Source organism: Halogranum rubrum (assembly GCF_900114455.1).
Lineage (GTDB): Archaea > Halobacteriota > Halobacteria > Halobacteriales > Haloferacaceae > Halogranum > Halogranum rubrum.
In genome coordinates this window covers 728,141-742,184 of the sequence record NZ_FOTC01000002.1, presented here as the reverse complement: position 1 = coordinate 742,184, position 14,044 = coordinate 728,141, and the positions used below count along the sequence as shown (strand labels likewise).

Sequence of the window (14,044 nt, the reverse complement as noted above, 5' to 3'; positions counted from 1 at the left end):
CGGATTACGAACGGAATCTCATCGGTGGCATCTCGAAGAACGCCGTCTCGTACCCGTCGTGGCGGGCTACCTGTGGGGCGACGTCGACCGATAGTTCGACGACGTCACCGGATTCGACGGTGTCTACCGGCGTTCCGTAGTGGTAGCCGACTGTTGGGTCCAGTGTTCGCGCTAGCGTCCTGTCGAGTAGTTGTTCTCCGTCTCTGGTCAGCGTCGCGTCGAGGCCCATCATCGGGACGATGATCTGATTGTACGGTGTCCGAGCAGAGACGTAGAGGTAGGACTGCTCGACACCGAACCGACTGCCGTCTTCGACGACGAACGTGTCGAACACGGCATCGCCGCTGGTCTGCGACCCGAGGTGCTGTCCCGGTAACGAGTCGGTGTCCGGTGCGCGACCGATTGGAAAGCCCATCTCCATCGGCGCGATGGCGTCTCTCGTCCCCTGCCGGTCGCCGAGTCGTCGGATGTCGACGTCGTACAAGTCGTCGGTGTCGAAGGTGAAGTCGAACGCGACCCGCTCGGCTCTCTCGAAGCGACCTGCGAACGACCCGGTGCGGTTCAGCGAGACGCCACCGACTCGGACCGTGGCAGTGTACTCTCCCTCCCCGTCGAGAGCGTAGTTCGCCCCGTAGTGAAAGCCCATCTGCTGAGAGAGCATCGGATATGCGACTTCCTGCGTGACGAGTTCGTCTCCCCGTGTGATTTCGATGGCCACGCCCGCGTCGAGCGGGAGGACGGTCCCCGTCTTCTCGTCCCACAGCGAGACCATCAGATGTATCGAGTCCTGGCTCCGGACGGGGGTCTTGGTCCGTTCGGCCCCAGTGAGCGTCCAGAAGCGGTGCGGGTAAGAGTAGGTGAGCGCGACACCGTACGGTCCCGCCGTCTTTCGACCGTACATCTTCATCCCCTCGGTAATCGCCGGAAGGTAGACTGCGTTCGGACGGTTCTCGACGAGCGGGGGGTCACGCCATGCGGACTGCGTCTCGAACCCGCCGAGACAGCCTGCAAGCGAGCCAACGCCGCCGAGAGCTAGTGTTCGAAGTACTGACCGGCGTGAAACCGAATACGGCTGTGTCATGGGGTTGGAAAGTGGATGCCGAGCCAACGGTTGACGTTACGGGAGGACGATATTGGCTCTTTTGACGCGACACCACAGTCGTATTCGGGACTCGGGCACTCCCCTACGAGTAACTTGCGGAGCGACGCCGGGATACGTCGATTGTACCACTCGAACCGGCAACATTCGCTGGCTCGTCGTCGTGCGAGACGAGCGACGCGGTTGGGAGGATTTTTAGTAGTCCGACTGGTACCCACGCGTATGAGTACCGAAGATTCACACGACGACCACGGACACCACCTCCCCGCAGTCGAGGACTGGCCACGGGGCTTCGGCGAGGCCAGTTGGTGGCCGTTCGTCACCGCAATCGGCGGCGCAGGCATCTACGTCGCTGCCGCGTTGTACATCATCGGCAGCGGCGAGGACCCGCTCGTCAGTCCCATCATCGGACAGGCCGTCGGTATCGGGAGCATCGGCGTCCTCCTCATCGGCATCTACGGCTGGCTGTATCACGCGTTCATCGTCAAGTTCTGGGAACGTGGCGAGAGCGACGACCACGGCTCCGGACTCCGCTGGGGGATGATCGCGTTCCTCGGGTCCGAACTCGGCACCTTCGGTGCGCTGTTCGGCTACTACTTCTACATCCGTGCAGGAGCGACGTGGCCGCCCGCCGGCATGCCGGAGGGCCTCGCAGGGTCGCTCGTATTGGCCAACACCGCACTGCTGGTCGCATCGAGTTTCACGCTCCACTGGGCGGAAGTTTCGCTCAGAAACGAGAACCGTCGGAGCTTCATCCTCGGTCTGCTCACGACGCTCATCCTCGGTACCGTCTTCATCGGCGGACAGATAGTCGAGTACTACGAGTTCATCGTCCACGAGGGGTTCACCTTCACTGAAGGTATCTACGCGTCCGCCTTCTTCGGACTGACCGGCCTCCACGGCCTCCACGTGACGCTCGGTGCGGTGCTCATCGGCATCGTCTTCGTCCGCGCACTCCGCGGGCAGTACTCTGCACGCCGCCACGTCTCGGTGACGACGGCGTCGATGTACTGGCACTTCGTCGACGTCGTCTGGATCTTCCTCGTCGTCGTGCTGTACTTCGGTGCAGAAATCGGCGGCGCGATTCAGTAACGAGGCGACACCGACTCCGTTCTTTTTCGGTCCGCTCGTCGCGAAGTGACGACACTCGACGTACTCGGCGGTCGTCGGTGGAGATTGTCGCAGGAAAGCGGCCCAGGTACAGGCGCATCGGCCTGAATCACCTGGGCGCCGGAATGCCACGGTTCGACACCATCCGACCTTGACGGGCGGTTGTCGAACCGCACCTGAACTGCGAGTGCTATATAAATAAACAAATTGGCCCAATCGTTACAATCTTTATATGGGGGTGTGAGCGGAAGTGGTGACGTTCAGTCCGACCGCTCGAACCAGGTCTCCGGTCCGGGGACGATACCAGTGAGCACGAACACGAGCAGAACGAAGTACGTCGCGAGGCCCCCGATGACGACACCGAACACCCAAACGCCCGACAGTGTGGCGAGCACGACGCCCCCACCGAGGACGACGACGACGGCGAGTATTTGCACGCGCACGTCGTTCCAGAGTTGGCGACTCACGTCGGGAACCCACGCCATGAGGAGTTCGAGTGCGAGCGCACCGGCAGCACCGAGGAGGAGTAAGCCGGGGCGAAAGAGGACGTTCGGGTCGACAGCCATCGCTCGTGCGAGTACGAGGACGCAGACGGTGACCCCCGTCGCGAGCACGGCGTCTCGGTGCCGGGAGTTCATCAGGCGGCTTTCGGGAGGGCGGGCTTTAATTCCCGTCCGTCCGCAGGGGTGAGTGAGCAATGTCGCAGTCGACGCGACGGGCGGTGGCCTACATCGCACTCTCATTCGTCGTCGTCATCGTGTACGCACTCCTCTATCAGTGGGTACAGGGTGTCTTCGAGGGACGAGAGATATCGTTCCTCCGCTCGTTGGAGTTCACGGTCCAGACGTTCACGACGACTGGCTACGGCGAGGAGTCTTCGGCGTGGAGCACTCCCGCGTCGCTCGTCCTCGTCATCCTGATGATGGTGACCGGCGTGTTCCTCATCTTCCTCACGCTCCCACTCTTCGTCGTGCCGCTCGTCGAGTCCGCACTGGCGACGGACCCGCCGACGCGCGTCGACTTGGAGGACCACGTCATCATCTGCACGTTCACACCGCGAGGCGACACGCTGGTCAACGAACTCCAGTCGCGCGACAAGCCGTACGTCATCGTCGAAGCCGACCGTGAACACGCCCGCACCCTGTACGAAGACGGCTACAGCGTCATCCACGGCGACCCCGAAGACGTCGATGCACTCGAAGCCGCCTGTATCACAGACGCGGACACGCTCGTCGCCGACGACACCGACGAACGGAACGCGAGTATCGTCCTCTCGGCCAAACAGGCCGCTCCGGACGTGCGCGTCATCACCCTCATCGAGGACGCCGAAGTGGCCGAGTACCACCGATACGCCGGTGCCGACGCCGTCATCTCCCCCCGTCGACTGCTCGGCGAGCGACTCGCGAGCAAAGCGACGACGTCTATCTCGTCGGCGCTGGGCGACGCCGTCGAAATCGGTGACCAACTCGAAATCGCCGAACTGCTCGTCCAGCGTAACAGCCCACTGGAGGGAAAACGCATCCTCGACAGCGGCGTCGGCGAGATGACCGGGACGAACATCATCGGCGCGTGGTTCCGCGGCGATTTCAAGAGTCCACCCGGCCCCAGCGACGTCATCGACGAGCACACCATCTTACTCGTCGCGGGTCGAGAGTCCCAACTAGAGCGACTGAAACGACTCACGTTGTCGGAGACACGTCGTCACCGTCGCGGGAAAGTCATCGTCGCCGGATTCGGTGAAGTCGGTGAGGCGGCCGCCGAAGCGCTCACGGGGACGGAGACGCCGCCGACGGTCATCGACACTGCGGACAAACCCGGCGTCGACGTCGTCGGTGACGCGACGGACCCACGGACGCTGAAAGAAGCCGGTATCGAGGAAGCGCGCAGTATCGTCCTCGCACTGGCAGACGACACGACGACCATCTTCGCGACACTCGTCGCCAAACAGGTCGCCCCCGACGTGGAAGTCATCGCGCGAGCCAACGAGACGGAGAGCGTCCCCAAACTCTACCGGGCCGGTGCCGAGTACGTCCTCGCGCTGGCGACCGTCTCCGGGCGTATCCTTGCGTCGAACGCCCTCGACGAGGAGGTCATCTCGCCGGACACCCAGATAGATATCCTCCGGACCGAAGCACCGGGACTCGTCGGCAAGAGCCTCATCGAAGCGGACGTTCGTGCGCGGACGAACTGCACCATCATCGCCGCCGAACGCGACGGTGAACTCCTGACCGAAATCGGGCCGGGGTTCGTCGTCCAGAACGAAGATATCCTCGTCGTCGCCGGTATCGACGCCGACATCAACCGATTCAACGAACTCGTGAGCTAAGGAGTCCAGCAGGACTCAGTCCGAGCACCCACGTGGCGAAGACAACTGCACCGACCGTCTCCGGAACGGCGAGACCCGTCCCGAATCGAACCCCCGAGACCCAGACGACCCACCCCACGAGGTGGGCGACGCCGAGGAGTGCGGCTACACGTCCCTCTCGCGCCGACCACCGAGCGAGACCGTCGAGGGCGAGCGTCGTCGACACGAGCAAGTAAAACGAGAGAGCGACTGGGAAGTGGAGCGGTGTCCCGCTGACGAAGACGCCGACGAGTCCCATCGCGGTCACCGCGAGCGCGAACGAGAGCGGCGTCAGTCGGCCGAGTCCACCGGGGCCGTCGTGCCACAGTGCATAGGCGTAGGGCAGACCGAGTAGCCCACCGACGACCAAGCCGCCGTTGAAGAGGAGCGCCGTCGACGCCGCGACACCGAGGTCCGAGAGGGCGCTCTCCGACCACGAGAACGAGGGAGAGACGACGATTGCGAGGAGAATCCCCCCGAGCGTGACAACCGGTGCGAGATACCCCGAGAGGCGAGCGAGAGAGACAGCAGACGACTCAGTGTGGCTCATCTGTCACTGACGTGGAGGGAGAGTCAGTAAAGTCCGTGGTGTCAACCCACCCCATCCTTCCGACGAACCCAGGGTGTTTTACGCGTGGACCGCCGTGGTCAAGACATGGGATTTGGCAGCTACGACGAGTCCGAGCAGGAGAACCAACAGAGTAGCGCCGACCTCGACGAGAGCGAGGCTGTCGCAACCCACGAACACGACCACGACGGAGAGTCGAAGTTCGAGGCCGGAGCCTCGAACGAAGACCTCATCGGCAAACTCGACCAGATGCGCGACGACGGCGACGACGACAGCGACGACTGAGTCGGTATCTGACCCGACCTACTCTGTCCCACTCCGAGTCTCGGAGGAACTCGAGGGTGGTTCAGCCTGCTTCGACCTGCTTTTTCGCGACACGACGTACAGTTAAGAGTGGCCGCGCCGTCTCTCGACTGTGACTCGTGCGTCGACCACTCCACAGAGCGACCGGAGCGCCCAGAGCATCCGGGACGCTCGCCGTCGCCGACGACGTTCGGCGCTCGTGGTCGTCACGACTGTCCTCGTTGCGACCGCTCTCTTCACCGTCTCTCTCACAGGCCTCGTCGGTACCGACGAGGCGGGGCGATGGGTCGTGTTCGCCGCCGCCGCTCTCATCGCCGTGTTCGGGACGTTCGCCGTCCATCGAACCGCGACAGCGCACCACTCGGAGTGGCCGTTCGGCGTCGCGAATCTCGTGACGCTCGCCCGCGGCGTCCTCGTCGCGTGGGTCGCCGGCTTCCTCCTCGTCGCGTGGGCTGCACGCGGAGGGGTAGTCGCGTGGCTTCCGGGACTCTTGTACGGAGCGGCCGCCGCGCTCGACGCCGTCGACGGTACACTCGCCCGTCGTCTCGGCCGAGAGACTGCACTCGGTGCGCGACTCGACATGGCCTACGACGCGTTCGGACTCTTCGTCGCGCCACTCGTCGCCGCCGCCGCCGGGCAGGTGCCGTGGTGGTATCTCTCGGTCGGTGTCGCGCGGTACGTCTTCGTCGCGGGCATTCGTCTCAGGAGATATCGTGGTCTCGCCGTCGCCGACCTCCCACCACGAACCAGTCGGCGAGTGCTCGCCGGTCTCCAGATGGCGTTCGTCGCCGTCGCACTCACGCCGGTCGTCTCGCCCGCGGCGGGGCGAGTCGGTGCAGCACTCTTCGGTGGGGCGCTGTTGGCCGGGTTCGCTCGTGATTGGCTCTACGTCTCGGGGCGACTCGTCGAGCGAACGCGGCCCGAGGGTGAGAGCGACGGCGACGCCGACGAGTCGCTCGCAGACTGAACGAACAGAAGCGTGAGATTCGACAGTCGGGATTCATCGACGAACGCGCGCGAGAACGTCCACGTTGTGCGCCAAAAACGTCAACTCCGCCGCAGCGACGGCGTCGTGTCGCGCGTCGGCCCACGCGCGACGACGCTCTTCCGACAGGTCGCCCGCGACGGCACCGGCGATGGTGTCGACGAGATGGTGGAGGAAGTACGCTTCGTCGGCCGAATACGGTGGGTGGACGACCCAGTCGGAGCCACCAGCGGCGACGAGCGTCGTCGTCTCGCCGTGCGCAACCATATCCAATACCTCCCGGCCAGTCGTGCTTCCCCCGGGTCGGTCGGCGTCGTCCATCGTCGCGTGGTAGGCGTCGAGGACGGAGTGGTCGGTGGCTGGATCGAAGACGGGCGAGAGATGCGTCACGCCGTCGAAGGTGATAGGGAAGTACGCTAGACCGCCGTCGGCGACCAGTTCGAGGAGGGATGGAAGACCTTTGTCGAGGTCCACGAGGTCGAGAAACGCCTGTCCGACGAGGAGGTCGAACCGGTCGTCGGTCGCCGCTGCATACGTCAGGGCATCTGTGGAGACGAATCGAACGGTGACGGACTCGGCGTCACGGGTGAGTTCGAACGTCTCGCGTTCCTCATCACCCGTGCTCATCGTGTACCCCTGTTCGGCGGCCCACGCCAAGAGACGGTCGCGAGCGGCGTCGAGGGTCGCCGAATCGATATCGACGAGCGTGTAGTCGAGTCGGTCGGGGAGACAGTCCCAGTCGAGCAGACGCTGGAGTCCGGTTCCGAGACCGGCGGCGACGTCGAGGACGCGGAGCGTCTCGCGGTCGGCGACGGCGTCGGTCAGACGGGTGAGCGTCGGTCGGTGGAGCGCCCGGTCGTCGACGGTCCGTTTGGCGGCGAGGTAGCGACGAAACGAGAACTCGTCGGGGCGAGGGTGAGACACGGTCGAGTGTCGGACTGAGTCGGGAAAGCCCTACCGTCGGAGACGAGAACGTCGAAGAACTGGCACAGTCCTCTCGCCGAGAATGTGTCACTAATTCACACTTTCCGCCGCCGCAAAGTATTTATTCGGGTTCACGGGACATAGGGACAAATGGACAGTGACATAATCGACGTCGTCGCCGAGTGGGAGTCGACGCCCGTCTCCGACGGGTACGCCGGACTCCACGACCTCGCAGACCGGGAGTTCACCGGTGCCGTCAGCGAGGGGTCGGTGTGGGCGTTCGTTCTGAACGGAAAGGTCGTCGGTGTCTTCGACGGCGGTATCGAAGCGTTCGAAGACGCGGACGCGACCGCGTATCACGCGCCGGACCCGGCGCTTCCACTCCTGTACGCGATGCAGGCGGGGGAGAACGAGACACGAGCGAAGTACTACTCGAACGACACACCGCTCTCGTCGGCGGATGCGACGCTCTCGTCCGGGAACTTCACGGGCTACATCGAACTCTCGGAGAACGTGCTCTCGGGAGACTACTACGTCGTCTACTACGGCGGCAAGTCGATGAGCGTCGCCTACGTGGGCAACAACCGAAAGCTCCTCGCGGGCGACGAGGCGTTCGAGCGCGCGAACGACGAGGTGGGTATCTACCACGTCAAAGAGGCGAGTGTCGACATCGTCGAGATTCCTCCGGTACCCGACACCCCCGAACCGACTGAGTCCCCCGAACAGGACGACACGGCAGCCACGAGTACTGTCGTCGCCGACGCCGACACGCCCGAGTCAGAGAACGAGACGGCCGACGAACACGAGACCGACGAGAGCGCCGAGCGCGACGAACTCGGTGAGCGCGGCGAGCATGGCGAACACGACGACCACCACGAGAGTGACCCAACCGACGGAGAACCGACCGCCGCAGCCACTCCGGGCGCGTCGACGACGGCGGCAGTCGACCACGAGGGTGACGAAGCGGTCGAGTCTCCTGTCGACGACCGGCCTGCGACGGACGTCTCCGAGAAACCGCGTGCGGATGCCGACCACGCCGAACCGGTCAGTACGGCCGACTCGGCTGACTCGGCCGCCGACGTGCCCGAGACAGACGAGACGACGACAGAACCTGTCCCGGATGCTGCACCTGCGGAGGGGGAGGCCGTCGAGGCGTCCGACGAACCGGAACCGGTCGAGCGGATGGACGCGACTGAAGTCGCCGAAACGCCAGCGCCGTCACCGCAGGAGCGGGCTGGCGCACAGCCGGGTTCGAGCGCGGACGCGTCCGAGCAGGCGACGAGTGCGGCGGCCAGTGCAGACGTCTTCTCCGAAGAGGCCGAGTGGCGCGAAGCGACGTCGATTCCGGCGCTCGACCCGAAGAACTCCCAGGAGTCTCAGAAGTCTCAGAAGAGACAGAACCCAGGACAGCACACGTCCACCGATACCGACAGCACCGACCGGAGTCGGCCGAATGCGTCGGAGTCGGCGAGTGCCTCGTCGGGGCAGAACGCGGTGCGACAGCAGCGACGACGGCAGCCACCGCAACGGCACCGAGAGACAGACCAATCCGAGTCGTCGGAGACGTCCGGCGGCCCGCAGCGGGCCGACGTCGCCCGACTCGAACAGCGCCTCCGGGCGACCGCAGAGCAGAAACAAGCGCTCGAAACGGCCCAAGAACGTCTCACGGCCGAGCGCGACGAGTACCGCGAGGAAGTAGACCGACTGCAGACGCGGGTCTCAGAGTTGGAGTCCGAAGTCGACCGTCTCGAAGGTGAACTACAGGAGACTCGCTCCGGGTCGGCGGCGGCCACGTCGACACCGAGCCAGACGATGTCGGCGGACACCGCACTCGACGGGACGAACCTCTTCGTTCGCTACGGGACGAAGAGCGGCGGAACGCTAGAGAAGGCCCACGCGGGCGAGTCCGGACGTGAAGAGGTCAACCAAAATCTCCGACTCGAACACCACACCGGGTTCGAGACCGAGGGCCTCGCCGTCGACGGCGAGGCTTACGAGACGTTCCTCCACGGTAGCATCGAGTACAGCTTCGTCCGGTGGGTCGTCGAAGACCTGCTCTACGAGATTCGAGAGACGGGGAACCAAGGGAACCTCGACGAACTGTTCGACGCGATTCCGAAGGTCGACCGAGCAGAATTGCACGGCGACGTGACGTTGAAGTACACCGAGGACGGCGAAGAGCACCGCGAACAGCAGTCGTTCGACGTCGTGTTACGCGACCGGATGGGGAACCCGCTCATCGTTGCGAACCTCAACGGGTCGCGTGACCCGGCGACGGAAGGGATGATGACGTCGCTCGTCGAGAACACGAGTCGGCTCAGAGAGTCGAACGAGTCGCTCGGCGCGGCGTTTCTCGTCACGGCGAGCTACTTCGACCCGGGGGCGCTCGAAACCGCCGCGGATGCGACTGGAGGTGGACTGCTCAGCCGCGGGCGACGAAAGAGTTTCGTCAAACTATCTAGAAAGCAGGGCTTCCATCTGTGTCTCGTCGAGACTCGAAACGGGGACTTCCACCTCAACGTACCGGAACTGTAGACCCGTCTCAGTTGGGAGTTTAGCTTTCGATTTCTGCGGCGTCTTCGATGCGCATCGAGCCGAGTTTGTCGACGATGTCGTCGAGTTTGTCGTCGAGTTCGTCGACGAACTCCGAAGTGCGCTCGGTCGTGATTGCACCCTGGCTCGACGGCTCGATGAGGTTCTCCTCTTCGAGCACGCGCAGGCTGTATCGCACCTTGTGGTGCGGGTAGCCGGTTTCGTTGGACATCTTGACGATGCCGATCGGTTCACTCTCGATGACCATTCTCAGGACCTGCAAGTGGCGTTCAAGCATATCCACTTCCTTCTCAAGTCGGTCTATCATGCCATTTGTTAACTTGTCTTTTAGGGTTTTAAAAGTTGCTGTCGGAGGCGCACGGCGGCGGGCTGATTCGGACCTTTCTCATGTGTGGGGTTAACACTTCGGGTTAGTGACGGCGGCGACGGTCGGCTGACACGAATCAGAAGATACACTGTTCTGTGTAGTCGCTCACGTCGGAGTGAAGAAAAATACACGAACGTGTACATCTTTCGGTCGTGTACCGTAATCGGTTTAGTAGATGAGACAGAAGCAATCGCCGGATATGACCGTAACTATCGTCGGCTCTCAGCTCGGCGACGAGGGCAAAGGTGCACTCGTCGACCTCTGGGGCGGAGACGCCGACATCGTCGTCCGGTATCAGGGCGGCGACAACGCTGGCCACACCGTCGTCGAAGGCGGCGAGGAGTACAAACTCTCGCTCGTCCCGAGTGGTGCCGTCCGCGACAAGGTGGGCGTTCTCGGCAACGGCTGTGTCGTCAACCCGCGCACGCTCTTCGACGAACTCGACGGACTCCAAGAGCGTGGGCTGGACCCCGACGTGCGTGTCGCGAAGCGTGCACACGTCATCCTTCCGTACCACCGACGACTCGACGGCATCGAAGAGGAGGTAAAAGCCGACTCGGGTGTGAAAGTCGGGACGACCGGTCGCGGTATCGGTCCGACCTACGAGGACAAGGCTGGCCGCCGAGGTATCCGCATCGGCGACCTCTTGGACCCCGAGGTGCTCAGAGACCGACTCGAATACGCCGTCGAACAGAAACGCTCGCTCATCGAAGACGTCTACGGCCTCGAAGCGGGCGACGAGTGCGACGTCGACGCCCTGCACGAGGAGTTCGCCGAGTTCGGCCGCCGTCTCAAGGAGAACGGGATGGTCGTCAACTGCAGCGACTTCCTCCACCAGCGACGACAGGAGGGTGACTCGCTCATGTTCGAGGGCGCACAGGGAACGCTCATCGACATCGACCACGGCAACTACCCTTACGTCACCTCTTCGAACCCGACCGCTGGCGCTGCGGCGACCGGTTCGGGTGTCGGACCAACCGTCGTCGGACAGGGTGAAGTCGTCGGCATCGTGAAGGCCTACCTCTCGCGAGTCGGTGAGGGCCCGATGCCGACCGAACTCGACGGGACCGACCACGAGGAGTCGCTCGCCGACTTCATCCGCGAGAAGGGAGGCGAGTTCGGTACCGTCACCGGCCGTCCCCGTCGTATCGGCTGGGTCGACATGCCGATGCTCCGTCACGCCTCACGCGTGAGTGGATTCACCGGTATCGCCGTCAACCACCTCGACGTGCTGGCCGGACTCGAGGAAGTGAAAGTCGGCCACGCCTACGAACTCGACGGTGAGGAGATCGAGACGATGCCTGCGACGACCGAGCGCTGGGCAGCGTGCGACCCCGTCCTGAAAGAGTTCGAGACGTGGCCCGAAGTCGACTGGGCCGAGGTTGCTGAGGAGGGCTACGACGCCATTCCGGACGCCGCACAGGACTACCTCGACTATCTCAGCGAAGAGGTCGGTGCGCCGGTCTACGCCATCGGCGTCGGCCCGGACCGTGCCGAGACGGTCGAACTGACGAACCCCTTCGACCGATAACAGCACCGGGAAGTCGCACTCGCACCCGAAAGTGCATCCGTGCCGAGCGAAACCTGCTAGCCCGCTAACTATTTTACATTCCGGCAGACACTCTTCTTATATGACTAATTCGAGGCGAAAAGTCGCCGTACTCGATACCCTCCACGCCGCGACACGTCGCCTGATGGACGCCGAGGACAAGCAGTCGGTGTGTGAAATCGCAGTCGAGACGGCGAGTGACGTCCTCGGGCTCCCGCTCAACGCAATCTGGCTCTACGACGAGAGCACTCACTCGCTTCGTCCGGCCGCCGAGACAGCCCAGACGCGCGACGTCATCGGTAAGCATCCGACGTTCACCCCAGGAAACAGTCTCTCGTGGGAGGTGTACGAGTCAGGGACTGTTCAGTGGTTCGACGACGTTCGCGAGGAAGACGCCGTACACAACCGAGAGACGCCGATACGGAGCGAGATGATTCTCCCTCTCGGAGCGTACGGGGTGATGAACATCGGGTCGACGACGACGGCAGCGTTCGACGAGTCCGACGTCCACCTGGCGAAGATACTGGCTGCGAACACGGAGGCAGCACTGGAGCGGGCCGAACGCGAACAGATACTCCAGTCACAGAACGACCGGTTGTCGGAGTTCGTGAGCGTCGTGAGCCACGACCTCCGAAATCCGCTCACCATCGCGACCGGACGGTTAGACCTCGCGGCCGACGAGTGCGATAGCCCTCACCTCAACAGCGTCGAGCGAGCACTCGACCGGATGGAAGTACTCATCGAACATCTCCTTACGCTCGCACGACAGGGAAAGCGTATCGGCAGGACGTCACCAGTCGATGTCGGCGACGTCGCAGCGAGAGCGTGGGAGAACGTCGAGACGGGCGACGCCTCACTCGGCGTCGACGAGACGTACTCGACACCCGCCGACGAAGAGCGACTGAGTCAACTCCTCGAGAACCTCTTTCGCAACGCCGTGTTTCACGCCGGCGGCGACGTGTCCGTTCGAGTCGGAGTGCTTCCAGGGAACAACGGGTTCTACGTCGAAGACGACGGCCCCGGAATACCCCCGGACGAGCGTCAGTCCGTCTTCGACTACGGGTACACGACCGGCGGGGGAACCGGACTCGGACTCACTATCGTCCGCGTCGTCGCAGAGGCTCACGGCTGGGAGGTTCACGTCACCGACAGTACCGCAGACGGTGCACGGTTCGAGTTCTCGACTCGCCCCGACGCGACCCCTGGTCACCCCAGTAAGTCAGCCGAGGAGACCGAGTCCGAAGGCGAGTTCCGACCGTGAACCCCTACGCTTTTGACCGGTCCGTGCTTCGGTCTCGACAATGAAGGAGTCGCTGATGGACATCATCTGCTGCCCGATGGACAAACACGACCTCGACCTCGAAATCGACTCACAAGACGACGAAGAGGTACTCGAAGGGACGCTCGTCTGTAGCGAGTGCGGCGAGCGCTACCCCATCGAGGACGGAATCCCGAACCTGCTGCCGCCGGATATGCGCGACTGAGACGGCCACGCGTTTCCCCTATGAGATGACACGCAGGAGACACGTCGAGCGGTAGATTCGGGCGCGGGCGCCGGTTCGACCACCCGAACGGCCCTGAACCTTTTTCGTCTCTCGGTGTCTTGTCATGAGACGTGTCTTCAGCGCTGACCGTGGACCTCAACCGCGACCGATTGCACGACGTCGCGGTTCCGGGGATGTACACGACCGACGAGGCGTTCTACGTCGCCTTAGAGAACCACGGCGAGGCCGTTCACATCCACCTCCATCTCGACGATACGCTTTCGACGGTGGCGACGCTGGACGGCGGCAACCACTACGTCGACAGCGGGTCGACGACGACTGTCCGCGTGGGCGTCGAGCGCGTCGAGGAACCGGTGACGGGAAAGCTCAAAATCGTCACTGGCTACGGAGCGGAGACGGCCTACGTCGACGTGACTGTCGAACCGTTCGAAGAAGAGAACCACTCCGTCCAAGTCGACGAAGAACTCGGTAAACCGCAACGAAACGCGTCACAGCGCCGGAACCCAGCTAAACGTGAGCCGTCGATGAGCGAGAAGTTCGGCAATCGCCCGTCGTCGGGAGTCAGTCTCCCACTGCTCGCGTTGGCAGCGCTCGCGATTCTTCTCGCGCTCCTCGTCGGTGTCGTCGTCGACAGCGGTGTCGTCCTTGTCGGCGTCGGCGTCGTCATCGGCGGCGTACTCGTCGCTCTCGCCTTGCAGTTGCGGTAAAGCGCCAGAAGAGTCGAGTTGCAAAACGCA

Annotated in this window: 14 protein-coding genes; 9 read left to right on the top strand and 5 right to left on the bottom strand. The window is 63.5% G+C overall.

Going from position 1 to position 14,044, the window contains the following annotated elements; all coding sequences use genetic code 11:
* Window positions 1–4: 4 nt before the first annotated feature.
* Window positions 5–1,081: a DUF7350 domain-containing protein gene (locus BM083_RS12100; protein ID WP_089869720.1), complete on the bottom strand. Its 1,077-nt coding sequence runs from the start codon at window positions 1,079–1,081 to the stop codon at window positions 5–7.
* Window positions 1,082–1,321: 240 nt separating this feature from the next.
* Here BM083_RS12100 and BM083_RS12095 point away from each other — a divergent pair, with 240 nt between their 5' ends.
* Window positions 1,322–2,191, top strand: a complete 870-nt coding sequence (locus BM083_RS12095) for a cytochrome c oxidase subunit 3 (protein WP_089869717.1) — start codon at window positions 1,322–1,324, stop codon at window positions 2,189–2,191.
* 278 nt (window positions 2,192–2,469) lie between these two features.
* Here the strand turns inward: BM083_RS12095 and BM083_RS12090 are convergent, their stop codons facing one another.
* Entirely contained in the window at window positions 2,470–2,847 is a 378-nt protein-coding gene (locus BM083_RS12090) for a hypothetical protein (RefSeq protein WP_089869715.1), read from the bottom strand.
* Between the two features lie 59 nt (window positions 2,848–2,906).
* Here BM083_RS12090 and BM083_RS12085 point away from each other — a divergent pair, with 59 nt between their 5' ends.
* Window positions 2,907–4,535 (top strand): potassium channel family protein, encoded by a 1,629-nt coding sequence (locus BM083_RS12085; protein ID WP_089869713.1) that lies wholly within the window; start codon window positions 2,907–2,909, stop codon window positions 4,533–4,535.
* On the opposite strand, the gene BM083_RS12080 is transcribed toward BM083_RS12085, so the two are convergent.
* Window positions 4,516–5,103 carry a DUF998 domain-containing protein gene (locus BM083_RS12080; protein WP_089869711.1) on the bottom strand — a complete coding sequence of 196 codons (588 nt, stop codon included), beginning with the start codon at window positions 5,101–5,103 and terminating at the stop codon, window positions 4,516–4,518. The genes BM083_RS12085 and BM083_RS12080 overlap by 20 nt on opposite strands.
* A 105-nt stretch (window positions 5,104–5,208) precedes the next feature.
* On the opposite strand from BM083_RS12080, the gene BM083_RS12075 reads away from it, so the two are divergent.
* Both BM083_RS12075 and BM083_RS12070 read left to right on the top strand, forming a co-directional pair.
* Entirely contained in the window at window positions 5,209–5,406 is a 198-nt protein-coding gene (locus tag BM083_RS12075; protein WP_009365849.1) for a DUF5786 family protein, read from the top strand.
* A 130-nt stretch (window positions 5,407–5,536) separates the two neighbouring features.
* Complete coding sequence (locus BM083_RS12070; RefSeq protein ID WP_245756886.1) at window positions 5,537–6,391, top strand: CDP-alcohol phosphatidyltransferase family protein; 855 nt, start codon at window positions 5,537–5,539, stop codon at window positions 6,389–6,391.
* 33 nt (window positions 6,392–6,424) lie between these two features.
* Here BM083_RS12070 and BM083_RS12065 read toward each other — a convergent pair whose 3' ends face one another.
* Window positions 6,425–7,333 carry a class I SAM-dependent methyltransferase gene (locus BM083_RS12065; protein ID WP_089869709.1) on the bottom strand — a complete coding sequence of 303 codons (909 nt, stop codon included), beginning with the start codon at window positions 7,331–7,333 and terminating at the stop codon, window positions 6,425–6,427.
* 150 nt (window positions 7,334–7,483) lie between these two features.
* Here BM083_RS12065 and BM083_RS12060 point away from each other — a divergent pair, with 150 nt between their 5' ends.
* Window positions 7,484–9,868 (top strand): DUF7527 domain-containing protein, encoded by a 2,385-nt coding sequence (locus BM083_RS12060; RefSeq protein WP_089869707.1) that lies wholly within the window; start codon window positions 7,484–7,486, stop codon window positions 9,866–9,868.
* Between the two features lie 19 nt (window positions 9,869–9,887).
* Here the strand turns inward: BM083_RS12060 and BM083_RS12055 are convergent, their stop codons facing one another.
* Window positions 9,888–10,193: a hypothetical protein gene (locus tag BM083_RS12055; protein ID WP_049893517.1), complete on the bottom strand. Its 306-nt coding sequence runs from the start codon at window positions 10,191–10,193 to the stop codon at window positions 9,888–9,890.
* A 259-nt stretch (window positions 10,194–10,452) separates the two neighbouring features.
* On the opposite strand from BM083_RS12055, the gene BM083_RS12050 reads away from it, so the two are divergent.
* From BM083_RS12050 to BM083_RS12035, 4 genes are all read left to right on the top strand, one after another.
* Window positions 10,453–11,784: an adenylosuccinate synthase gene (locus BM083_RS12050; protein ID WP_089869705.1), complete on the top strand. Its 1,332-nt coding sequence runs from the start codon at window positions 10,453–10,455 to the stop codon at window positions 11,782–11,784.
* A 100-nt stretch (window positions 11,785–11,884) separates the two neighbouring features.
* Complete coding sequence (locus BM083_RS12045; RefSeq protein WP_089869703.1) at window positions 11,885–13,063, top strand: sensor histidine kinase; 1,179 nt, start codon at window positions 11,885–11,887, stop codon at window positions 13,061–13,063.
* A 40-nt stretch (window positions 13,064–13,103) separates the two neighbouring features.
* Window positions 13,104–13,286 carry a methytransferase partner Trm112 gene (locus tag BM083_RS12040; protein WP_049893520.1) on the top strand — a complete coding sequence of 61 codons (183 nt, stop codon included), beginning with the start codon at window positions 13,104–13,106 and terminating at the stop codon, window positions 13,284–13,286.
* Window positions 13,287–13,417: 131 nt separating this feature from the next.
* Window positions 13,418–14,014: a DUF7524 family protein gene (locus tag BM083_RS12035; RefSeq protein ID WP_089869700.1), complete on the top strand. Its 597-nt coding sequence runs from the start codon at window positions 13,418–13,420 to the stop codon at window positions 14,012–14,014.
* The last annotated feature ends 30 nt before the right edge of the window (window positions 14,015–14,044 follow it).